Below are 20,272 nucleotides of genomic sequence, written 5' to 3'. Positions count from 1 at the left end.
GCCCACCGCTGGCGGCGCATGCGCTTCCAGCTCCCGCGGCGGAAATGGCCGCGGCAGATGAATCAAAGGAAAGACAGTGGCACGTTATCTCGGCCCCAAGGCCAAACTCTCCCGCCGTGAAGGCACCGACCTGTTCCTCAAGAGCGCCCGCCGCTCGCTGGCGGACAAGGCCAAGTTCGACTCCAAGCCCGGGCAGCACGGCCGCACGTCCGGCCAGCGCACGTCCGACTTCGGCCTGCAGCTGCGCGAGAAGCAGAAGGTCAAGCGCATGTACGGCGTGCTGGAAAAGCAGTTCCGCCGCTACTTCGAGGAAGCCGAGCGCCGCCGCGGCAACACCGGTTCCAACCTGCTGTTCCTGCTCGAATCGCGCCTGGACAACGTCGTCTACCGCATGGGTTTCGGCTCCACCCGCGCCGAAGCTCGCCAGCTGGTGTCGCACAAGGCGATCACGGTGAACGGCCAGCCGGTCAACATTCCGTCGTACCTGGTCAAGACCGGCGACGTGATCGCCGTGCGCGAGAAGTCCAAGAAGCAGAACCGCGTCGTCGAGGCGCTGCAGCTCGCCCAGCAGGTCGGCCTGCCCGCGTGGGTCGAAGTCAACGCCGACAAGGCCGAAGGCACGTTCAAGAAGGTGCCGGACCGCGACGAGTTCGCCGCCGACGTCAAGGAAGCGCTGATCGTCGAGTTGTACTCGCGATAACGGAGGATAACGCGGTCGCTTTGCGACCGCGTCCTTCGATGTTTTTTCGTTCCCTGCGCGTGGGGCACCGCACGCCGGGTGCTTCACCAGCCTTACCGGTGTAACGAGCCGGGGGTATTGAGAGGAAGTCCTGAATGCAAACGAACCTGCTGAAACCCAAAGCCATCAACGTCGAACAGCTCGGCACCAACCGCGCGAAGGTGACGCTCGAGCCGTTCGAGCGCGGCTACGGCCACACCCTGGGCAACGCCCTGCGCCGGGTCCTGCTGTCGTCGATGGTCGGGTATGCGGCAACCGAGGTCACCATCGCCGGTGTCCTGCACGAGTACTCGTCGATCGACGGCGTCCAGGAAGACGTCGTCAGCATCCTGCTGAACCTCAAGGGCGTGGTGTTCAAGCTCCACAACCGCGATGAGGTGACCCTGTCGCTGCGCAAGGACGGCGAAGGCGTCGTCACGGCCGCCGACATCCAGACCCCGCACGACGTCGAGATCATCAATCCCGACCACGTGATCGCCCACCTGTCGCAAGGCGGCAAGATCGACATGCAGATCAAGGTGGAGAAGGGCCGCGGCTACGTGCCCGGCACGATGCGCCGCTACGCCGACGAGCCGACCAAGTCGATCGGCCGGATCGTGCTGGACGCCTCGTTCTCGCCGGTCAAGCGCGTGAGCTACACCGTCGAGAGCGCCCGCGTCGAGCAGCGCACCGACCTGGACAAGCTGGTCGTCGAGATCGAGACCAACGGCGCGATCACCGCCGAAGACGCCGTGCGCGCGTCGGCCAAGATCCTCGTCGAGCAGCTCGCCGTGTTCGCGCAGCTGGAAGGCAGCGAACTGGCCGCCTTCGACCAGCCGGTGCAGCGCAGCTCGCAGCAGTTCGACCCGATCCTGCTGCGTCCGGTCGACGAGCTGGAACTGACGGTGCGCTCGGCCAACTGCCTGAAGGCCGAGAACATCTACTACATCGGCGACCTGATCCAGCGCACCGAGAACGAGCTGCTGAAGACCCCGAACCTGGGCCGCAAGTCGCTCAACGAGATCAAGGAAGTGCTCGCCTCGCGCGGGCTGACCCTTGGCATGAAGCTCGAGTCCTGGCCGCCGGCGGGACTCGACAAGCGTTAAGCCAACCAGGCTGCCCCAACTTTTTGAACTGGTGAACCCGCAGTACCTGATCCGGCTGCGGTCTCGATAAGGAAAGGAAATCACCATGCGTCACGGCCACGGCCTTCGTAAACTCAATCGCACCAGCGAGCACCGCCTCGCGATGCTGCGCAACATGATGAACTCGCTGCTGGAGCACGAAGTCATCAAGACCACGGTCCCCAAGGCCAAGGAACTGCGCCGCGTCGTCGAGCCGATGATCACGCTGGCCAAGGAACCCACGATGGCGAACAAGCGCCTGGCGTTCGATCGCCTGCGCGACCGCGAGATCGTGACCAAGCTGTTCAGCGAACTCGGCCCGCGATACCAGACGCGTCCGGGCGGCTACACGCGCATCCTCAAGATGGGTTACCGCGTCGGCGACAACGCTCCGATGGCACTCGTCGAACTGGTGGACCGTCCGGAGCCCGCAGCGACGACCGAAACGCCTGCGGCCGAATAAGGTCATCGCGGTTCAAGCTATAATTTCACTTCTGACGCGCGGTGGAGCAGCCTGGTAGCTCGTTGGGCTCATAACCCAAAGGTCGCAAGTTCAAATCTTGCCCGCGCAACCAACACGCAAGCCGTCAAGGCTCGCAGCAAATGTGAAATCCACCATCCGATGTCCGCTGTGGACGCAGGATGGTAGATTTCAGGTCCGGTCAACAGATGGTAGACGGACCGTAGGGTCAAACTGATAAGGGCGAGTCAACCGACTCGCCCTTTTTCTTTGCTTCAGCCTGCTAAGCGGACAAAAGGAAACCGCGTGGTCAGAAGACTCACGCGGTCAGAATGAATGAGCTTAGGCCTCGCTAGTGAAGGTCACTCTAGCGGCAAAGCCTCAAGCGTATAAACCGTCTTCGTCTGAACGGGGTCCAGCGAGGCGGTGGCCTTGAGAAACAATCTCTCTCGACGTCCCCAGGCCAGTAGGTCACGCCATTCTTGGTGGAACGGGTGTGCCTCCAACTCGATGGCCAGTTGCCACTGGACGTTACCGGAGCACAGCACCAACGTTCTCAGCACCTGGTCAGCACGAAACTGAAACTCCGCATCGGAGCCGATGTTTACCTCTGCGCGGCCGCCGGCGGCGATGACCCCGGACACCTTGCGCTGCAACCGTCGGAACAGCCACGCAACTTCCTTCCTCGCCTGTTTCAGCTCCTCGGGCTTCAGTTCACACGCTGGCAAGGCTGCCGCCAACGACGCCCGCCGGGCGCGACCCAGCCGGCCGCCCAATTTCTGTCTTGCCAATATGTCCTCCATGTGAGGCGCAGCACCTTGCGCGCCCAACGTGTAGCGACTCGAAGCAAGTGCCGCGCGATGCCGAGCCTGGGGACAGTTCTTCTGAGATTCCTTGAGCCTGCGGACACCTGATGAGAGACGTCCTGCAGGAAACGACCACTCATAGGAGATTCCGGACGGCTTCGGACTCTCCATGAGAGATTTCCAGGCTCGCGGACAACTCATATGAGATTCCGTCCTAGCCCGCCGCGACGGCTTCTTCATCTTCATGCGCCCGGAAGCGAGACAGAACGGACTGGAGGGCTCGCACCCGGGAGGCGTTCTGGCTGAAAGCTACCAAGCCGCTTTCCTGCTGCAGTGTCCGCTCATGGACACAAGAGCCCTTCTCCCGCAGCGCCTCTGCCGCACGGGTGTACGAGGCCACCGCCTCCTCGTATTGCAGCTGACGGATTCGCTTCAGGTGAGCGCGCCCCACTTCGGCCAGGGCGCGTGCTTCGGCCGGAAATCGCTTCTTCGGCGTGTCGATGTGGAGGCCGTGCCGCCGCGCGAACTCGCGCAGGCTGGGCGGGTTGGCTTCCAAGGCGGCCTCGCGCAGCAGCCGGCGCACAGTCTCATTGTCGGTCTGCGCGAAGTTGTACGTACGACCCATGACGTCGTACTGCTTGCCGGTCATCGACTGGTCCTCAAGCGGGGAATACGAACCGCCAAGCAATTGAACGACATCCGCGCCGGCGTGTAGGCACAGCTGAACCAGCCACGGCAAGCCGGGCCGTCCACCACCTGCCCACGTGCACACGGAAGCACGGGACAGGCCGGCTTCACGGGAGGCGCGCACGACGCTTCCCCCGTACACGGCGGAGACCAATTGTTTGAGGCCCGAGCGCAGCGACTCTGGCGTGAACGTGTTGATGGTGGCCTCCGGCAGGGCGAGGAGTCGTGCGACCTGGCGAGCCACAGCAATCTCCTCCTGGGTTGCGGCCTCGGGCGCGTCGGTGACGCACCGGTGGCCAACGCTTCCGCACTGCGTGCAGACGCCACCCAGCGACGGGCGTTTCTGCACGGGCAAGCGCTCGCTCTCCGGCGCGCCGCACTCGGAATCCAATCGCAGCCTCACGCCGTGAACCGGACATGCCGTCACGCAGTCAGCGACCCACAAGAGTCGGATGTACGGAAGCTCTTCACCCTCCTGAACGCAGCAGGGGCAGTACATCGTCCGATTCCGCACGAGGTTCGTAGGCGCAAGCAGCCCGCTGAACCGCCAGAAGCCGGCCTCCTCAAGCGAGCACCCCGTGGCCCGCTCCAAGCGCTCGCGAAGTTCAGGGCCCAGAGCCGCGTTGCCGTGCACGCTGCAGCGTTTGAGCAGCGTAGGGATTGCGGCCTCGTGCTGCGTGACCGGAAAGGTCGCGAACAGGCTCTCGAGCATCGCGCGCGGCTTCATGTTGTGAGCCAGCGCCAGGTGCTCCAGGTAGCTGCGCAGGCTCTGGACCTGTGCGGTGCCTTGGCCAAGCAACTGCTTGGGGTAGAACAAGGTGCGGTTAGGCACGGGTCGTCTCCATCTTGTGAACGAGCTTGGAGAACGTCGCCTCATCCCACAGTGAGTTCCCGTACAGCGCATCGCGAACCTTCTCCTCGCCCACTTCGATTTCACGGCGGATGAGGTCGCGAATCTTGTTGGCCTTGGCAGCCTTCTTGAGGAATTCAGGGTTCCACTTGCCGCCGTTGCGCATCTGCATGGCGGACGCGTCGAGCAGCAGCGACTTAAGAAGGCCAATGCAGCCGAGCGAGACTTCCAACAGCGCGTCCGAGATGGCGACAAAATTGGGAACCTCCTCCGAGGGCCACTTGGCCTGAAGCTTGGCCACGACGTCGCGATAGGTGTGCCGGTCCTCTGCCTTCTCCAGGTGGTATCGCTCGAGGTTGAGGATGCTTGCGCGACGAGCAACCTGGCCGTCTTCCATGATGAGGTCGAACAGGTCGAACGAGCCAACCAGGACCCACTTCGTCCCTGTGGTGTTCGAGAGGCTCTTCAGCGTGTCCATCACGACCACGTCCTTGGCGAATCGCAGCAGGTGAGCAGCTTCGTCGATGACGCCGACGCGGGTGCGGCGCTCGCGCAGGCCAGCTTCCAGAGTCAGGCGAAGACCGGCGACCGTGTGCTTGGACGTGGGTTGCACGACCAGCTTGCCGTCAGCGAGGATTGCCGGTGCCTTTTGCTCTGTGCCAGGCTCTACGAGTTGACCGAGCATGCTCTGGAACAGGCCTTTGAAGCCGTGCTGGCGTTCTCCGTTCGCATAGGCCTCCACGGAGATGAGCGGAATGACGGAGGTGTCATCCTGCATGAGCTGGGCGAAGTCCTGGAACAGGGACTTCAGGAGAACGCGCGTCAGGGTGCTCTTGCCCGCGCCGGTGGCTCCTGTGATGACGATGATATTGGACTCCGAGTGGGGCATCAGCAGCGGCATCAGGTCGTCCAACAGCCTCTGCATGGCCGGGTGCTTCACTCGTGTCTCGTAGAACGCCAGTTGCCTTTCGACCATTTCGGCCGAGAGGCCGACCTCCCACGGCTTCTTCTTCAGCGGGGGGAGCTCGGAGGGTTGTTTGTCGCTTTTGATAATCATGAGCAATGAATGGATTTGGTGAACTAAGGGAGGCGGTGCGTTGCGCCGCCGGAACTCGCGATGTGAGGGGGAATGTCGTCGTGCGTTCCTCCTCAGAAGTAGTCGTCGTCCTGCGGCGCTTCCAGCGCGAGCTCCGGGACCGGAGCTGCTGCAGGCGCTCCGGACGCCGGCGCCAAGGGCGACGGGCTTGGCGCAGCCGCCTTCACTGCGGCGCGCTTGCTCTTCTTAGGCTCCGAGGAAGCGCTGGTGTCCGCAGCGCCGGAAGACTTGTCGTCTTCGACCCAGTCGCCAGCCACATACACACCCGGCTCGCCTTCCACGGCATGAATGAGCTCGAGCGCAGTTCCCTTCGGCAGGCCCAGAGACACGATGCCGCCCTGCGGGTTCGTTGCCTCGGGAAGGGCCTCGGCCATTCCAAGGCGCTCGTACAGGTAGTACATCTCCGACAGCTGGTCGCGGATGCGCTCGTCCCACCGTTCCGGGTCCCAAAGGTTCTCGCGCTTCTTTGCGTTCTCGACGGAGTTCTTGTCTTTCTGAGCGGCCGTGCGCCGGGCGCGCGTCTCCTCGCGCTGCTGCAGCTCGAACTCTTGGCGGTACCGGCCCTCCAACTTGCCACCGTCGCGGGCAATGGCGACATACCAGTTGTTGCGGAAGCAGACGTAGACCGCGCGTGCCCGCCAGAGCTCGACGCGCACTTCGGCCGGCTCTCCGGCCTTCGCGAGCGCAAGCTTGTCATGCCAGTACCACATGCCGTCGACTTCGACGCCGCGCTTGCGGTCGACGGCGCGCGTTGCCTTGCCAGAATGTGGCGAGGTGAGCAGCTTCAAGGTCTGGTCAAAGCGGACGATGACGTGCTCTCGAGCACCGCACTCCAGAATCAGCCTCTTCTCATACTCGTTGGGCGAAATCCCGAATCGCGGGTGAATCCGATTCGGATGGACGTCGAACAAGAAGTATTCGAACGCGCCGTGCAGACCGGGAAGCGTCCAGCGAATGTGTTTGTCCGGATGGTGGGTAGAGGACACCATGCGGGGGTCCTTCAAGGCCAGGCTGTTGCCATCCAGCTGGCTGATGATTTCCTGCTCCGTGACGCCAAGCATCCGCTCAACCAAAGTTGAATCGCGGGGGTGCGACGCGCGACGCCAGCGAATGGTGATGCCGAACATCGAGCAGAACTGAAGCAGCGCCTGGCTGTGGAATTCACGGCCGTTGTCCAGGACCAGCACACGTGGCAGCCGGCCGTTGCGCCGAACATAGTCGCGCAGGCACATGAGGACCGAGACGGCGCTTGCTGGCCGATACGAGAGATAAAAGCCCCTGGCCTTGGAAAGCGAACCGTCCATCATCAAAGTGATGGTCGGCTTTCCCAGGTCGGGCATCACGGCGCCCTTCAGGAACACGTTCAGGATGGTGTGGTCGCAGTAGCAGACCTCGTGCGGGAGCACGCCATGCACCGGATGCTCGTAGTCGTACGTGAGCGGAATGGGCGCCTTCTGGTACGCCTTGCGCTTGCCTTCCCGGTCGACAACGCTCTCGTGGCGCTTAATCCACTTGTAGAACATGGCCCTGGACATCGGCGTCACGTTCTCGTCCGCGCACAGGGACGTGTAGACGTTGAACGTCGCTTGTTTGGTGGGGTTCTTGGCAGTGTTGTGGAACTCCTTGACAACCTTTTCTGCCAGGGCGAGTACATCGGCGGGCAAGCGCCGTGTGGTGTTGCCAGGATTGCGGCTAACCAGGGCATCGAGTTGCTCCTGGGGTGACAGCAATCCCCTCGTCTTCTCTCTCCAGCGGCTCAGGGTGCGCTTGCTGACTTTCGCGCTGTCGGGGTTCTGAAGCGATTCCAGGCGCTCAAGCGCTTCGCCCAGTCGGTTTTCATTGAAGAGGACGTCGGCGTCGAACTCCTTTTTGACGCGTTGTTCGCTCCCCGACACCACGAGTTGCTTCTGGAACATCTCCTCGACCAAGGCGACATCCAAGAGGGACGACTTGCCGGTCTTCACGTCCCGCACGGTCACTTGCGTTTTGCCAAGCAAGACCACCTCATACAAGGTGTCGTCAAAGAGGAAACGCGTGCCGGACATCAGGGTCAGGGCGCTGCCGGGGAGTGCTGCCGATTGGTCACGGTTCAACAGGGCATCTGCGCGTGCGACAGTCCTGTCCCGATAGATGACCAGTTCACCAGTGTTGCGCAGCAGGGTCTCGTTCAGGTCAACGTAGACAGTGCCGTCCAGAACAAGCTGGAAGACATGGTCGGCCTTGAAGCCGTGCTCCACTACAAGCTGAAGGTGTGCAAGCTTGTTGTGCTCACCCATCAGCGTGAGAATCCGCTGCCGCTCCTCCTCGGGGACAGGCGGTGTCGATTCGAGTGCGTAATCCTCCAAGATGGAAAGATTCGACAAATGCACCCGCGGGTGCTCGTCCGAGCACCGCAGGCGGTACTCGATGCCGAGCTCCTTGAAGTGCTCCTCCACCGGCACGTAATGCCACTGGTTATCTTTGTCGCGGTAGAAGTGCTCGGGGCGGTCCTGCGCGAGCTTCATGAGGCGCGGCAGCTCTCGCCACTCTTCGATGACGAAGCCGCCCTGTTCGATGACGAACAGGTCCGGCGTGTGCTGCACCCGAGTACCGCCGTTGCCGCTCTGCAGCTTCAGGTCCACCGTGCAGGGCTGCGGCCAGAGTTCTATGGTGTCAGGGTCATGCTCGCGGATGTAGATGGCCGGGAACTCGCATGTGCGGCTTTCCGCGTACAACGCTTTGCCGCCCATCTTTTTGCTGATGAGACGGGTGCGGACACCGCCCATGCGGTACTGCAGGTGGCGGACGGGCGATTCAGCGCGAATCTTCCGAATCAGTGTGCGCCCGGCCGCCGGTGTCTTCCGTTCGGCAAAGAGTCTTTCGAGGTCGGTATCGGTCAGCATGGCCTTGGTTGATTGCGTGTGTGTCTCCAGCGTCTAGGAGCTGGAAAACGGTCGTCCTCTAGATGGACCCTTAAACATACAAAATGGACAGGTACAAGCTAAAAAGCGCAGGTAGAGTCAGAGCGTCCTCCACTACTTGATGGGCACATGCCCGAAGACCAGAAAAGCCCGCCGGGGGCGGCAGCGAGCACCTCAAACCAGCGCCGAAAAACCCTGTGGCAGGTGGCAGCGAGGCGACTGCTGCAGGCCGAGATGGCCAAGCACGGGTACGTCTACAAGACGCTCGCGCGTGACCTGGGTGCCGGTGATTCCGAGCAGAGCCTGATGACACGCATAAACCGCGGCACCTTCTCTGTGGCTTTCTTCCTGGAGGCCTTGCGAGTCATGGGGACCAAGTCCATTGACATCTCGCATTTGCCAGACCCGCGCGAGACGGCCGCGCGGCGGAAGTGACCTACGATTGAGTCACGCCATAAACCTTGTAGTAACTATAGGGTTAGACGGATGCATTTGCAACGGAAGCTGCTAGCTTCGGTTCATGCAGCAGCAGTGAACGCAAACATACGAATGGTGAGCTGACGGAGGCCAGTTTCAGCATTTGCTGTATGGACGGACAGTATTCGGGCCCCTGCCGGAGCGCCATGACCAAACCCTCGCGTACGTCATCGCACGCGCCCAGTGAATGCGCGCACCCGGCGCCCTGGCGGGTGCGCAGCCGAAACTTGCCGTGGTGCTCCAGGATGGACGCTGTATCACCGACTTCTCCGAGGAGGAACTGACTGGCCGCTACGACGTGTGCGCGCACCTGCTTCGCCAGCTGACCGCCTACTGCCAGCGGAAACGTGCTGAGAGACCTGAGTGGAGCAACAGCGAGCTTCTTGCCAAGGTCCGAAGGTCGTTGAATACGAGGGGCTGGGGCCTCACCGACGGGGAGATTGACTGACTCATATCGCACCTTGGGAGATAACTCGCGAGCGCTTCTACTTAGGCTGCCGGGCGACAGGCTGTCAGTCGAAGGAACTCACCCAGAAGTTCGACCTGGCGAAGAACGCGTTCGCAGGGATGGTGATACAAGCTCGCCTCGCCAACATGGACGTTGGCACCGGAAGCAACCGTAGGTACGATGGCCGCTGGAATCTGAATTGCCGGCCTCTATTTAGCGCGTCGGCGCACAAGAAGGTTCGGCGCGAGTGGAGGCAATACAGGCATGAGACTTCCCAGGACGGTGCGCGGCTGCTATTGGTTTGCAGCTGCCCGCACCCTAGTCTGACAATGCCGCCTCGTCGACAGCCCACCGCGCCAGCGGCATCTGGACCTGGTCCCCTCGAAGCCCTGCTGCGCGACTTGCCCGGAGACGAGTCTGGAGGCAGGTCGGCCACCCTGGGCTTTTCCTTTCAGCAGTGGTGGGCGACGCTATCCGCCGTCGAAAGGCTGGAGACGCAGCAGGACTTCGCCATCCTCTCCGAGTTCAAGGAGGACGTAGCCATCCTGGACTCCGCCGAGGCGCCGAGCTCGGTGGAGTTTTGCCAAGTGAAGAAGTCAGAGCGCAGCGGTGCTTGGTCGCTCGAGGAGCTGCAGCGCAAGGGCACGAAGCTCAAGTCGGGCGACGGGCACGAGCCCTCCATCCTCGCGAAGCTATACCGCCGCAAGCTGGAATTCAAAGGCCACCCGACGGTTCTGCATTTCGTCTCGAACGTGGGCGTGAAGTTGCCCAACGAAAAAGGCAGCGACACGAATGCAGGCAAAACATGTCTGCACACTTTGACGGAGGAACAGCAGACGAAAGTCAAAGCGCAGCTCGGGCAGCAGCTTGGGGTGGTTGCAGACGACGTGGACCTGTCCTGCGTCCACGTGCAGAGAACAAACCTCCCGCTCGGCGAGCAGGAGATGTTTGTCGGGGGCAAGCTGAGCGACCTTTCCGCGGCAGGAAAGCTCCCGTTCAAACTTTCCCATACAACCATCGCCGCTCAGATGCTCGCGAGCGAGATTCAGCGTCGCGCCTCTGACACCAGCTACGCCAGGTCATTTGAAGAACTTAAGACACGGCTGCTCTCTCGCAAGCAGGTTGTCGACATCTTGGCCCAGGTCGCGCAACTCAGGCCGCCAGTTCACCACGCACTGGACAGAGCCATCGAGGAACTGGAACGCGAGCAGTACCCGTTCTTCGCGCGCGAGCAAATTCGCGTGCAACGCGTGCGCGTCTGCGCCGAAGCGACCGACAGAACGAATGAGGTCTTCCGGCAAATCGCAACGGCGCTTGCGGTGGCAAAGGCAAAGGTCATGCAGGCAGGCTCCACGGGTACGCTCAAAGAAGTTATGGAGGAAGTCGTGCAGGAGGTACGCGCGACCGAGCACTTCCTGACGGCCGGCCTCCCTGTCTCCTATTTGCGAGCAATCGCCCTACTGGTGTTGACCGATGGAATCGAACTCGACGTACTCACTCCTGCGCCTGGTGCGCAATCTGAGGAAAAAGAATGAACCGGCGCGTGAACTTCAAGACGCTTTGGCTCGTATCCGGAAGAGACGGGAAGGCTCGGGAGCAGCGGTTCAGCAGCAAGACCCTCCTGTTCGGCCCAAACGGGGTGGGGAAGTCGAGAATCACTAAGAACCTGCTGTGGTCACTCGGCTGCCCCACGTTGAAGCAGTCTCCGGGCCACTGGGACCCGGACACGGCTGCTGCTCTGGAGTTCGAGTTCGCAGGTAAGACGTATATGTCGCTCCGCCAGGGCAAGCGCCTAGGCATGTTCGATGAAGCTGGCGACTTGCTCTTTTCCGCGGACAAGCTGACCGTGTGGGACCGGCTCGCCAGCGAGTTCTTTGGCTACAAGCTGGAGCTACGGCGGCCTCAGAGCAACGTGTATGCGCCGGCCGGCGTCAGCTACATGCTGCTGCCCTACTACATGGACCAGGACGGGAGTTGGGGCGCGGACTGGGACACCTTTGAGAATCTCGGCCAATTCTCCAAATGGAAGGACGAGACGTTCCAGGCCTTCATCGGCCTGCACCCTAACGCGTACTTTGTAGTGAAGCACCAAAAGGACGACGCCGTAGCACGCATCCGCGAGAAAGAGCAAGAGCTGGATGCCCAAAGGAAGGCGTTCAAACGAGTGGAGGACGTCCTTCCAAAAAAGCTGCCTTCCCTGAATGTCAACGCATTCCGCTCCGAACTTGCAGAACTGGGCAAGCGCGCGCTGAAGCTTCAGCAGGAGCAGGTTCGTGTTCGCACGCAGCTGCTGAACCTAGTGAATTCTCGTCAAAAGCTGCACTCAGAGCTGAACGTCGCCCAGCGGGCCCAGAGTGAGCTCACGGGAGATTTTGCGTACTTGGAGCAGGCGAACACCTCAATCGAGTGCCCCACTTGCGGTACTGTCCACGCGAACTCCTTCCACGCCCGGCTGCAGCTGTCCAGCGACTTGGAGTCCCTGACCGCTCTGGTGGCGGAGATGCGGTCACAGCTTGACGCCACAGAAGCTGATGAAGCCCGCGTGCGTGGTTCGCTCAAGCAGATTGAGCGGTCCATCGGCGAACTCGACCAGATGCAAAGCGAGCGGAGGGCTCGGCTAAAGCTGGAGGACGTCCTCGCGTCCCAGAGCAAGCGGACCTTGGACAACGCGTTTGAGCGCGTGACCAATGACCTTGGCGTGGTTCTGAAACGCTTGAACGAGAGCAAAGACAGAGCGGAGGTTGAGCTGAAGAAGTACACCGATGCAGACCGGCTGAAGAGCGTCCGCAAGTACTTCAACGACCAGTTCGCCAGCCTTTCTAATCTTCTCGGAGTACCAGCTTCTGAGCAAATCTCCGAGCCGAAGCCCGGCTCGCGTGCGCAGTCCGGTGGTAGCTCGGCCCCTCGGTCGCTGCTCGCAATGCACCTAGCCATGCTGGCCACGAACGCAGAATGGGGCGATACGCCTTTGTTCCCGTTCGTTGCTGACACGCTGGCTCAATCTGGCCAGGATGACACCAACCTTCGCAGAATGATTGACGTCCTTGGCCGAGCGGCTGGGTTCAAGCATCAAGTCATCTTGGCAGTTGAGCGCTTGCCGGAGAACGTGCCTCTCGGAGAGTTCGAGGTAGTGACCCTCGCCGCCGAAGGTAGCGTGATGTCCGAGGACTCCTTCAAGGCCGTCACCGAGCGGTTGCAAGTTCCCCTCGCCAAGCTGCGTGAGGCAGTGAAGCCAAGAGTCGAAGGCGGCCCCTTAGCTGAGAGCTGAGGGGCGCCGTCCAGGACCGAAAAGCGCATCCAGTGCGCGGCCGGTAGGCCGCAGAACTATTTCATCTACTCGCCCTTACGAGCCATGGCAGAAAAAAGTCCGGAGCCTGCGGCCCCAGTAGTTGTAGTCACCATCGAAGAGGACGGGACCGTCGATACCCGAAGCAACATGGGCGCGTTCGTCTTCGTTATCGACCGTCGACTTCGACCCCGCGACCAACCAATCCAGGTCGGCGAATCCGCCGCGTCTCTTCGCACGCTGCTTGGAGGCCTGTCGGGGAAAGACGAGGCCTTCGTCAAACAAGTGGCCAGCGACTTGGTCCGAGAGGTCGCAATCCTGAAGCTCGATGTAGACGAGTACGGGCCAACCGCCAAGGAGGTCGCGCAGGTCGCCAATCTGAAGAAATCCTTGGAGCTCCGCCTCGGTGAAGCGCTGACTGTTCGACCCAGCTCAGGGGCGCGCCACGTCTGAGCGCATCAAAACCTCGATGAGTGGGCAGCTCACCTTGCGCCTATTGCTGGAACATCTGGCAACCAAGCCCTGAAGAGCGACCTCGAGCGCGCGCAGCGTCTGGATTCTCTCGCGCACATCAGCAAGCTTGCGTTCTCCCAACTCCCGTGCAGATGAGCATGCTTGGCCTTCATCCAGCGAGAGAAGGACCTGCACGTCGTCCAATGAGAACCCAAGGCTTTGCGCCCGCTTGATAAAGCGCAACCGGGTGAGGGCGCTCTCTGGGTACCGCCCGATGCTGCCGACCTCGCGCTCGGGGACAGCGAGCAACTTGCGGCGCTGGTAGTACCGCACCGTTTCGACGTTCACGCCGGCAGCAGCTGCGAGCTGCCCAATTGTCATTGACTGCACGGTGGGCTTGACTCCGTACTCAGGTACGTACATAGACTACTCCACATGAATGCAGAACGCACAGAAGACCCACCATGGACCGTCCGAGCATCAGTATTTGCGGGTGCAGCTGCCGCACTGGGAGCATCGGCTTGCTGCGCCGGGCCGTTGCTCCTCGTCGTCCTCGGTGTGGGCGGCGCCTGGGGCTCGCAGCTAACGGCGCTGGAAGCGTATCAGCCGTGGTTCATCGCCGCCACCGCGGCGTTCCTCGGCTATGCCTTCTATCGCCTTTACCTGAAGTCAGCGCAATGCGCGCCCGGCGACGTCTGCGCCGTGTCTTCCACCCGTAGCCGTCAAAAGGCGCTGTTCTGGGTCGTATCCGCTTTGGCGGTAGCGCTCGTTGCTCTGCCGCTCTACGCGCCTGTTTTCTACTGAGCTGCGATGAAATCACTCGCCATCCTTCTGGGCGCCTTGGCCATCACGGCCGGTGCCCATGCTGCAACCGACCGCAGCGTGATACTTCAGGTCAGCAATATGACGTGTGCGACGTGCCCCATCGCAGTTCGCATGTCGTTGGAAAAGGTGCCGGGAGTCGAGTCCGCGAAGGTCGACTTCAAGACCAAGCTCGCTGTCGTCAGGTTCGACTCGGCTAAGACCACGCAGGAAGCCCTCATGAAAGCGACAGCCGACGCCGGCTTCCCCTCCACCTTGAAGCGAGTGCAGTGACGTGACCCCTGTTGTTTTGGAATCAACCCTGACGTGTCCGGAGTGTGGGCACGTCAAGGCCGAGACCATGCCCACCGATGCCTGCCAGTGGTTCTATGAGTGCGAGAACTGCCTAGCCGTCCTGCGGCCCCTGCCGGGCGACTGCTGCGTCTTCTGCTCGTACGGGACAGTGAAGTGTCCCCCCATCCAAGAAGGCGGCAGTGCCTGCTGCGCGGGCTAGGACTTGCGCCTTTGGCGTAGACCTCGAGGATGGAACTGGACTGGTCGGCATTCGTTCTGTCGTCCCGGTGTCTAGGAAAGGCAGGCCCCTACAATCTGTGTGAACATACAGTCATCTCTGATATGAGCTGAGCGAAGCGTGAACACCGGGGACAGCTTGTTACGTCCGAGCACGACGATGGGCGAACCGTGGCTGGTGCTAACTGCACCCGGCCAGGTGTTCGAGAGCACTCGTCGTTCGGGTAAGTGGCTCATACCAAAAGGCGGCGATGCGGTCGATGGCGCGTGGATAAATGTACTTGGTCTCGTATCTGCAGGCGCCCTCTTATGCGCAAAGGTGAGTACCCGACAGAGCAGGCTACTGGGGGGCTACCCCGAGCACGTAATCTGCGTCTACACGCGGGACTGGCGCGACCGCGCCGATGTCATGGAAGTGCGTGAGGTGCTGCGGGCCGCGGGCTTCGCGGAGCGACTCCGATACAAGCGCGACCTTGACACCTACCGAGGAGTCGAGCGATTCACGTACGAAGCATGACAGCCCCCACGCGCGTGCGCCTCGACCAGAGCTCTTCTTGCAGTCCTAGTACGCGGCGGCCAGAGAGCCGCGAAGCTCCGCTCGTGCCTGCTGGAACACGCTCCACGCGCCGGCGAGCGCCAGAACGCCCATGACGCCCGCAACGAGCAAGTCCGGCCAAGCGGTGCCCGTCCCGAACACTCCGACGGCGGCCAGCATCACGGCCACGTTGCCGATGGCGTCATTGCGCGAGCAAATCCACACCGACCGCATGTTGGCGTCCCCTGTGCGGAAGCGGTACAGCATCAGCGCCACCCCGGCGTTCACAGCTAGGGCGGCAAGACCCACTGCGCCCATTGTGATGGGCTCCGGCGTCACGCCTGCTTGCAGGTTGTAGACGGCCTTGCCAAGTACAAAGACGCCGAACCCGCCCATGCTGGCGGCCTTGAAGAGCGCTGCCTTGGAGCGGGCCGAAGCAGCCATCGTGAGCACGGCCAGGGAGATGCCATAGTTTGCGGCATCTCCGAAGAAGTCGATGGAGTCGGCCATCAGGGAAACCGACCCAGAGGTCCAAGACGCGCCGAGCTCGACGACGAACATGATGGCGTTCAGAAACAGCGCGGCCCAAAGCGCCTTGCGGTAGCGCGGGTCGACAACTGGACTCGAGCAGTTCGAGTGAGAACAGCAGCTGGCAGACATGGTGGGGTTCCTCTCAATGCAGACATTGGAAACCCTCGAGCAGCTACAGAGTCAATCGCCTACTGAGCTGATTCAGCGGCAGTACGGTGCGGCAGAACGGAAGCGACCACCGTCAGGACGGCACCTGTCAGTATCGCAACGTCTGCGAGATTGAACGCGGGCCAGTGCCAACCTGCAAGGTGAAAATCGAGGTAGTCGATGACCTCCCCACGCAGGGCCCGGTCCAAAGCATTACCCATGGCACCGCCCAAGATGAGGCTGAAGGCAAGTGCCTCCGTCCAATCCCTCGGCTTTGAAAGCATCCACGTTAGCCAAGCCGACGCTGCGACAGCGACGGTCAGGAAGAACCAGCGTTGCCACCCGCCCGCGTCTGCAAGAAAGCTGAATGCCGCCCCCGGATTGAGAACATGGACTAGGTTGAAAGAGCCTGTCACGGGGTAGGTCCAACCCACTGGGGTGTTCAGGTCGACCAAGCTCTTGATGGCCTGGTCGGAAGCGAGGACAAGCAATGCGAGGAGATGCCAGTGCGTCAGGCGAGGCGTGGAGCTCATCGTCCAATTGAACAGCCTGAAGTTGCTGGAGAGTCAAGTGGGCCCGTGTACGCCCTTCAAGTGTTGGCCTCGCCCCTTCTTTGGCCTGTTCGACGCCTTGGAAAGCCCTTCGAGAATGCCGCACTCTTGAGCTTCGCGGGCCTCACCGCATTGTGCGCGTAGGCCCCTGAGCTCTTTCTCCAAGGCACGCAGCTCCTTGATACGACGACTCACATGACCAATGTGCTCGTCGAGCACCGTGTTAACGTCCCCGCAGTTCTCGTGCGGTGAATCCTTGAAGCGCAGTAGCACTCGCACCTCGTCAAGCGACATGTCGAGCCCACGGCAGTACCGGATGAACTGCAGCCTGGCCAAGTGCTCTTGGCCGTATGTTCGGTAGTTCGATTCCGTCCGTGCGGGCTCTGGCAGCAGTCCCTCGCGCTCGTAGTAGCGGATGGTCTCTACTCCAGTGTCCGATGCCGCCGCAAGCTCGCCAATCTTCATAGGCGCATCTTAGCCTTGACTCTGTAGTGGCTAGAGGCTTTCCAATGCAGTGGTGGAAACCAACCGGAACGAGGAATGACCGGGACTTTGCTGCAGAGCACGTTTTCGCTCCCCAAAATGGACTGTCCCTCCGAGGAGAACATCGTGAGCATGGCTTTGCGCGGGAAGGAGGGCATCCAGACACTCGCCTTCGATTTGCCAGCTCGTGAGCTCAAGGTACTGCACACCAGACCGGCAGGCGAAGTGCTCGCTGCCCTAGTGTCTCTGAACCTTGGCGCAACCCTCAAAGGCACCGAGCCAGCGTCTGCCGCTGAGGACCTGAAGAAGAGTCACTTTTCAGTGCCGAAGATGGACTGCTCGTCTGAGGAAAACCTGATTCGGATGGCCTTGGCCGGCGAGAAAGGGGTGAGCGCCCTCACGTTCGACCTGCCAAAGCGGGAACTCACGGTCTTGCACACGGGGGAGCCAGACCGGTTCCTGGAGCGCCTTGGGACGCTCGACCTTGGAGCTTCTCTCGTGTACTCGGAACTCGCTGCCGAAGAGCCCGTCCTTGCTGCGGGTATTGACGACCAGGCAGAGGCTCGCACCCTGAAGCTTTTGCTGGCAATCAACGGCGCAATGTTCGTCATAGAGATGGCACTTGGGCTGTTTGCCCAGTCCACCGGGCTCATCGCCGACTCTTTGGACATGTTCGCTGACGCAGCCGTCTATGGGCTTGCCCTGTTCGCCGTCGGACGCGCGGCTTCCCTGAAGGTCAAGGCTGCCCACTTGGCCGGCTGGCTCCAGGTCCTGCTCGCGCTCGGCGCCATGGCTGAGGTGGTGCGCCGCGCCGTGGTCGGTAGCGAGCCCGCATCTGCGTTCATGATGGGAGTCGGTTTGCTGGCCCTCCTCGCAAACGTAGCCTGCCTTGTCCTGCTGACACCCAAGAAGGATGGCGGCGCGCACATGAAGGCCAGCTACATCTTCTCCACCAACGACGTCCTCGCCAATATCGGCGTTATCGTGGCCGGAGTGCTTGTCGCCTGGACAGGTTCTCAGGTTCCTGACTTGGTCATCGGAACGGTCATCGCGCTTGTCGTCCTCGGCGGCGCTCGACGAATTCTCAAGCTTCGGTAGAGTTGTCCTGTACCGTTTCGTCCGGCGACAAGTACGCCCGTCCAATGCAGCAGGAGCTCGCACAATGAAACCGCGTGGCCACTCACAGCCGCTTCTATACCTTGACTTCGACGGCAGCTTGCATCCGAAGTCCTGCCACTGGGGCGTCAGCGGCCCGTACTTGGAGGCCGAAGGGCATAGCCTCTTTGAACATGCACGCCTGCTGCAGGTCATTCTCGGGGAGTATCCTGCCGTGCGGCTAGTGCTGAACTCCTCTTGGGTTGAAATGCTCGGCGTCAATGCGGCACTTGCTCACTTGCCACAAGCTTTGCAGCGACGTGTTATCGGCACCACGTTGGAGCTGCTGACATCGCGGCCGCCCCTCCCCAAGCTTCTCCCGGCGGAACGCATCTTGTTTGATGTGCAGGAACGCAAGCCGTCCGCTTGGGCGGCGCTTGATTCCGACGTTCAAGGCTGGCCGGAACAGCTCCTTCAACATGTGGTTCGCACAAGCCCGCAGGATGGGATTGGCCCTGTGGCCGTGCAAGGTGCTTTGCATTCGAAGCTGCTGGTCATCTCCGCCGGTACGCCCGCCCGCTGACGACCGACTACAATCCTCGCCGATGCGCCGCTGGTTCGCCATTCTCCTGCTCGTGCTGCTCCCGCTACAGGCCCTCTGGGCCGCGGCGGCGCCGTACTGCGCGCATGAGGAGAGCCCTGCGAGCATGCACATTGGACACCATACGCACGAGCACCAGGGACCTGAACAAGACCTGAGCGGCTCCGACGGCCCGGGCGCTATCCATACCGATTGCCACGTGTGTCACGGAGTGGGCGGAGCGGTTGCAGCACCCGTGCTGGCCTCCCGTCCAGGTGAAAGCCGCGCCACACTCCCGGCTTTGGGTAAGAGCCTGCCGAAGCCGCCTGTCTTTCCCCCGGACCGCCCCAATTGGGCACGCCTCGCCTGACGGCGGGGCGGGTTTGGCACCCCTTCACTGACGCTCGGCGCAGCTGCGCCGCTCGCGTGCCTTGCCGATTCCCCATGAATACTTTTGGAGAATCGGATGCTTGTATTCAGGAGCACCACCGCGGCATGGCTCATTGCAGCTGCCGCGGCGTGCGTCTCCCCTGCAGTCGTGGCGCAGCCTGTGAACGGGCCACTCGCGAGGACACTGCGGGACATATTTGACGTCGCTTGGGAGCGCCAGCCCGATGCTCGGGCAGCGGCTGCCCGGCGGGCGGCTGCCGAGGCGGGACGGGCAGCGACCCAGCGGCTGACTGCAGAGCCCGCAGCGTTGGAGCTACAGGGCAAGACCGGGCGGTCGGGCTCCGGCGGGCGGGAATACGAGGCTGCCCTCACCTTTCCTCTGTGGCTTCCGGGGGAGCGGACACGCGCAGCGAGCTTGGCAGATGCCCAGCTCGCGGCTGTGGACCTCCGCGTGCGTGCCGCTCAGCTGAAGCTGGCGGGGACCGTCAGGGACGCTTGGTGGACACTGAAGCGGTCGGAGGTCGAACTTGCCGCCGCCCGAGACCGGGTGTCCAGCGCGCGCCAGCTTGCGGCTGACGTTACTCGGCGAGTTCAGGCAGGCGACCTGGCGCGTGCGGACCAGCATCAGGCTGACTCCGCGGTTGCCCAAGCGGAAGCAGCGGTTGCCGAAGCCGACTCCGCGAGAGCTAGTGCCGAGGGCACGCTTCGCGGCATCGTTCTCGCTGCGCCGGCTCCGGGCGCACCGGCGGTACCGGAGCCCACGCCGGCATCCTCTGCCACCCCGGAGCACCCAGTCGTTGCCGAGGCCAAGAGCAGGGCGCTCGTGGCGCGACGCACGATGGAGCTCACGAGCACCCAGCGCAGCGCGAACCCCGAACTGACGGTTGGGGCATCTCGAGAAACGGGGGGTGCCGGGGAGCCTTCGGTGCAGTCGCTCATTGTGGGAATCCGAGTCCCTTTCGGGGGCGGACCTCGCCAAGACGCCCGTGTGACCACGGCGCAAGCGGAGGCGCTTGAAGCGGAGGCTATCGCCGATGTGGAGCAGAACCGCGTCACCAGCGAAGCCGAATCAGCGCGCGCACGTCTCCAAGCGTCCCAAGCGCAGGTGCAAGCGGCTGAGCGCCGCGCCCGCCTCGCTGCTGAGACGCGCGGCTTCTACGACAAGTCCTTCCGTCTAGGTGAGTCCGACCTGCCTACACGCCTGCGAGTCGAGCTGGAGGCCGCCGAGGCCCAGCGCGCGCTGGCGCGGAGCCGAGTTGAAGCAGCAGCTGCCGTGTCGCAGCTGCGCCAAGCCCTGGGCCTGCTGCCCGAATGAATCAGAAC

The 20,272-nt window shown here is 62.2% G+C and carries 22 protein-coding genes, 1 tRNA gene and 1 pseudogene; 16 read left to right on the top strand and 8 right to left on the bottom strand.

Features of this window, described 5'->3' with window-relative positions:
• The first annotated feature begins 76 nt into the window (after positions 1-76).
• From rpsD to RAMLITH_RS23030, 4 genes are all read left to right on the top strand, one after another.
• Positions 77-700, top strand: coding sequence for a 30S ribosomal protein S4 (rpsD, locus tag RAMLITH_RS23045; protein ID WP_168109799.1), 624 nt, complete (start codon positions 77-79; stop codon positions 698-700).
• A 134-nt stretch (positions 701-834) separates the two neighbouring features.
• Positions 835-1,824, top strand: coding sequence for a DNA-directed RNA polymerase subunit alpha (locus tag RAMLITH_RS23040; protein ID WP_157401077.1), 990 nt, complete (start codon positions 835-837; stop codon positions 1,822-1,824).
• 85 nt (positions 1,825-1,909) lie between these two features.
• Positions 1,910-2,305, top strand: a complete 396-nt coding sequence (gene rplQ / locus RAMLITH_RS23035) for a 50S ribosomal protein L17 (protein ID WP_168109798.1) — start codon at positions 1,910-1,912, stop codon at positions 2,303-2,305.
• A gap of 35 nt (positions 2,306-2,340) precedes the next feature.
• Positions 2,341-2,417, top strand: a tRNA-Met gene (locus tag RAMLITH_RS23030).
• Positions 2,418-2,664: 247 nt separating this feature from the next.
• Here the strand turns inward: RAMLITH_RS23030 and RAMLITH_RS23025 are convergent.
• The 4 genes from RAMLITH_RS23025 to RAMLITH_RS23010 all read right to left on the bottom strand — a co-directional run bounded on the left by RAMLITH_RS23025 (position 2,665) and on the right by RAMLITH_RS23010 (position 8,623).
• The gene (locus tag RAMLITH_RS23025) at positions 2,665-3,105 is read right to left on the bottom strand and encodes a hypothetical protein (RefSeq protein WP_168109797.1); all 441 of its coding nucleotides are present in this window, start codon (positions 3,103-3,105) and stop codon (positions 2,665-2,667) included.
• A gap of 217 nt (positions 3,106-3,322) precedes the next feature.
• On the bottom strand, positions 3,323-4,627 hold the full coding sequence (locus RAMLITH_RS23020) for a TniQ family protein (protein WP_168109796.1): 1,305 nt from the start codon (positions 4,625-4,627) through the stop codon (positions 3,323-3,325).
• Positions 4,620-5,702: an ATP-binding protein gene (locus tag RAMLITH_RS23015; RefSeq protein WP_168109795.1), complete on the bottom strand. Its 1,083-nt coding sequence runs from the start codon at positions 5,700-5,702 to the stop codon at positions 4,620-4,622. The genes RAMLITH_RS23020 and RAMLITH_RS23015 overlap by 8 nt, the downstream gene beginning before the upstream one ends.
• Positions 5,703-5,794: 92 nt before the next feature.
• Positions 5,795-8,623, bottom strand: a complete 2,829-nt coding sequence (locus tag RAMLITH_RS23010; protein WP_168109794.1) for an integrase catalytic domain-containing protein — start codon at positions 8,621-8,623, stop codon at positions 5,795-5,797.
• Positions 8,624-8,770: 147 nt separating this feature from the next.
• Between RAMLITH_RS23010 and RAMLITH_RS23005 the strand changes: the two genes are divergently transcribed.
• The 4 genes from RAMLITH_RS23005 to RAMLITH_RS22990 all read left to right on the top strand — a co-directional run bounded on the left by RAMLITH_RS23005 (position 8,771) and on the right by RAMLITH_RS22990 (position 13,305).
• Complete coding sequence (locus RAMLITH_RS23005; protein ID WP_168109793.1) at positions 8,771-9,076, top strand: DUF6471 domain-containing protein; 306 nt, start codon at positions 8,771-8,773, stop codon at positions 9,074-9,076.
• A gap of 891 nt (positions 9,077-9,967) precedes the next feature.
• On the top strand, positions 9,968-11,101 hold the full coding sequence (locus tag RAMLITH_RS23000; protein ID WP_168109792.1) for a dsDNA nuclease domain-containing protein: 1,134 nt from the start codon (positions 9,968-9,970) through the stop codon (positions 11,099-11,101).
• Entirely contained in the window at positions 11,098-12,834 is a 1,737-nt protein-coding gene (locus RAMLITH_RS22995) for a hypothetical protein (RefSeq protein WP_168109791.1), read from the top strand. The genes RAMLITH_RS23000 and RAMLITH_RS22995 overlap by 4 nt, the downstream gene beginning before the upstream one ends.
• 168 nt (positions 12,835-13,002) lie before the next feature.
• Complete coding sequence (locus RAMLITH_RS22990; RefSeq protein ID WP_168109790.1) at positions 13,003-13,305, top strand: hypothetical protein; 303 nt, start codon at positions 13,003-13,005, stop codon at positions 13,303-13,305.
• Here the strand turns inward: RAMLITH_RS22990 and RAMLITH_RS22985 are convergent.
• Positions 13,285-13,728 (bottom strand): MerR family transcriptional regulator, encoded by a 444-nt coding sequence (locus tag RAMLITH_RS22985; protein ID WP_202883320.1) that lies wholly within the window; start codon positions 13,726-13,728, stop codon positions 13,285-13,287. The genes RAMLITH_RS22990 and RAMLITH_RS22985 overlap by 21 nt on opposite strands.
• A 12-nt stretch (positions 13,729-13,740) precedes the next feature.
• Between RAMLITH_RS22985 and RAMLITH_RS22980 the strand changes: the two genes are divergently transcribed.
• The 4 genes from RAMLITH_RS22980 (at position 13,741) to RAMLITH_RS26290 (ending at position 15,154) form a co-directional block, all read left to right on the top strand.
• The gene (locus RAMLITH_RS22980) at positions 13,741-14,109 is read left to right on the top strand and encodes a mercuric transporter MerT family protein (RefSeq protein WP_168109789.1); all 369 of its coding nucleotides are present in this window, start codon (positions 13,741-13,743) and stop codon (positions 14,107-14,109) included.
• A gap of 6 nt (positions 14,110-14,115) precedes the next feature.
• Positions 14,116-14,400: a mercury resistance system periplasmic binding protein MerP gene (gene merP / locus RAMLITH_RS22975; RefSeq protein WP_168109788.1), complete on the top strand. Its 285-nt coding sequence runs from the start codon at positions 14,116-14,118 to the stop codon at positions 14,398-14,400.
• A 1-nt stretch (position 14,401) separates the two neighbouring features.
• The gene (locus RAMLITH_RS25910) at positions 14,402-14,620 is read left to right on the top strand and encodes a GDCCVxC domain-containing (seleno)protein (protein WP_168109787.1); all 219 of its coding nucleotides are present in this window, start codon (positions 14,402-14,404) and stop codon (positions 14,618-14,620) included.
• A gap of 177 nt (positions 14,621-14,797) precedes the next feature.
• On the top strand, positions 14,798-15,154 hold the full coding sequence (locus RAMLITH_RS26290) for a putative phosphothreonine lyase domain-containing protein (protein ID WP_420376937.1): 357 nt from the start codon (positions 14,798-14,800) through the stop codon (positions 15,152-15,154).
• A gap of 45 nt (positions 15,155-15,199) precedes the next feature.
• Here the strand turns inward: RAMLITH_RS26290 and RAMLITH_RS22960 are convergent, their stop codons facing one another.
• Genes RAMLITH_RS22960 through cadR form a run of 3 tightly spaced genes read right to left on the bottom strand, consistent with a single transcriptional unit; the run spans position 15,200 to position 16,866 of the window.
• Complete coding sequence (locus RAMLITH_RS22960) at positions 15,200-15,832, bottom strand: cation efflux transmembrane domain-containing protein (RefSeq protein ID WP_168109785.1); 633 nt, start codon at positions 15,830-15,832, stop codon at positions 15,200-15,202.
• A 59-nt stretch (positions 15,833-15,891) separates the two neighbouring features.
• Positions 15,892-16,383, bottom strand: coding sequence for a signal peptidase II (lspA, locus tag RAMLITH_RS22955; RefSeq protein ID WP_168109784.1), 492 nt, complete (start codon positions 16,381-16,383; stop codon positions 15,892-15,894).
• 33 nt (positions 16,384-16,416) lie between these two features.
• On the bottom strand, positions 16,417-16,866 hold the full coding sequence (gene cadR / locus RAMLITH_RS22950) for a Cd(II)/Pb(II)-responsive transcriptional regulator (protein WP_168109783.1): 450 nt from the start codon (positions 16,864-16,866) through the stop codon (positions 16,417-16,419).
• Positions 16,867-17,124: 258 nt separating this feature from the next.
• Between cadR and RAMLITH_RS22945 the strand changes: the two genes are divergently transcribed.
• The 4 genes and pseudogenes from RAMLITH_RS22945 to RAMLITH_RS26320 all read left to right on the top strand — a co-directional run bounded on the left by RAMLITH_RS22945 (position 17,125) and on the right by RAMLITH_RS26320 (position 20,264).
• Positions 17,125-17,982 carry a cation efflux transmembrane domain-containing protein gene (locus RAMLITH_RS22945; RefSeq protein WP_420376936.1) on the top strand — a complete coding sequence of 286 codons (858 nt, stop codon included), beginning with the start codon at positions 17,125-17,127 and terminating at the stop codon, positions 17,980-17,982.
• A gap of 64 nt (positions 17,983-18,046) precedes the next feature.
• Entirely contained in the window at positions 18,047-18,562 is a 516-nt protein-coding gene (locus RAMLITH_RS22940) for an HAD domain-containing protein (protein WP_168109782.1), read from the top strand.
• A 463-nt stretch (positions 18,563-19,025) separates the two neighbouring features.
• Positions 19,026-19,649 (top strand): annotated as a pseudogene (locus RAMLITH_RS26325) (TolC family protein); the annotation flags it as partial.
• Between the two features lie 288 nt (positions 19,650-19,937).
• Positions 19,938-20,264: a hypothetical protein gene (locus tag RAMLITH_RS26320; RefSeq protein ID WP_475493630.1), complete on the top strand. Its 327-nt coding sequence runs from the start codon at positions 19,938-19,940 to the stop codon at positions 20,262-20,264.
• Positions 20,265-20,272 lie beyond the last annotated feature (8 nt).

The sequence above is a fragment of the Ramlibacter lithotrophicus genome (assembly GCF_012184415.1).
GTDB classification, from domain to species: Bacteria; Pseudomonadota; Gammaproteobacteria; order Burkholderiales; family Burkholderiaceae_C; genus Ramlibacter; species Ramlibacter lithotrophicus.
Note: the sequence above shows the minus strand (reverse complement) of the source record. Positions and strands in the feature narration are given on the sequence as shown.

Excerpts from the sequence above, each read along its gene's own strand:
- RAMLITH_RS23040 (WP_157401077.1), top strand. The coding sequence starts at position 835 with ATGCAAACGAACCTGCTGAAACCCAAAGCCATCAACGTCGAACAGCTC.
- rplQ (WP_168109798.1), top strand. The coding sequence starts at position 1,910 with ATGCGTCACGGCCACGGCCTTCGTAAACTCAATCGCACCAGCGAGCAC.
- RAMLITH_RS23025 (WP_168109797.1), bottom strand. The coding sequence starts at position 3,105 with ATGGAGGACATATTGGCAAGACAGAAATTGGGCGGCCGGCTGGGTCGC.
- RAMLITH_RS23015 (WP_168109795.1), bottom strand. The coding sequence starts at position 5,702 with ATGATTATCAAAAGCGACAAACAACCCTCCGAGCTCCCCCCGCTGAAG.
- RAMLITH_RS23010 (WP_168109794.1), bottom strand. The coding sequence starts at position 8,623 with ATGCTGACCGATACCGACCTCGAAAGACTCTTTGCCGAACGGAAGACA.
- RAMLITH_RS23005 (WP_168109793.1), top strand. The coding sequence starts at position 8,771 with ATGCCCGAAGACCAGAAAAGCCCGCCGGGGGCGGCAGCGAGCACCTCA.
- RAMLITH_RS22995 (WP_168109791.1), top strand. The coding sequence starts at position 11,098 with ATGAACCGGCGCGTGAACTTCAAGACGCTTTGGCTCGTATCCGGAAGA.
- RAMLITH_RS22990 (WP_168109790.1), top strand. The coding sequence starts at position 13,003 with ATGGGCGCGTTCGTCTTCGTTATCGACCGTCGACTTCGACCCCGCGAC.
- RAMLITH_RS22985 (WP_202883320.1), bottom strand. The coding sequence starts at position 13,728 with ATGTACGTACCTGAGTACGGAGTCAAGCCCACCGTGCAGTCAATGACA.
- RAMLITH_RS22980 (WP_168109789.1), top strand. The coding sequence starts at position 13,741 with ATGAATGCAGAACGCACAGAAGACCCACCATGGACCGTCCGAGCATCA.
- merP (WP_168109788.1), top strand. The coding sequence starts at position 14,116 with ATGAAATCACTCGCCATCCTTCTGGGCGCCTTGGCCATCACGGCCGGT.
- RAMLITH_RS26290 (WP_420376937.1), top strand. The coding sequence starts at position 14,798 with ATGGGCGAACCGTGGCTGGTGCTAACTGCACCCGGCCAGGTGTTCGAG.
- RAMLITH_RS22960 (WP_168109785.1), bottom strand. The coding sequence starts at position 15,832 with ATGTCTGCCAGCTGCTGTTCTCACTCGAACTGCTCGAGTCCAGTTGTC.
- lspA (WP_168109784.1), bottom strand. The coding sequence starts at position 16,383 with ATGAGCTCCACGCCTCGCCTGACGCACTGGCATCTCCTCGCATTGCTT.
- cadR (WP_168109783.1), bottom strand. The coding sequence starts at position 16,866 with ATGAAGATTGGCGAGCTTGCGGCGGCATCGGACACTGGAGTAGAGACC.
- RAMLITH_RS22940 (WP_168109782.1), top strand. The coding sequence starts at position 18,047 with ATGAAACCGCGTGGCCACTCACAGCCGCTTCTATACCTTGACTTCGAC.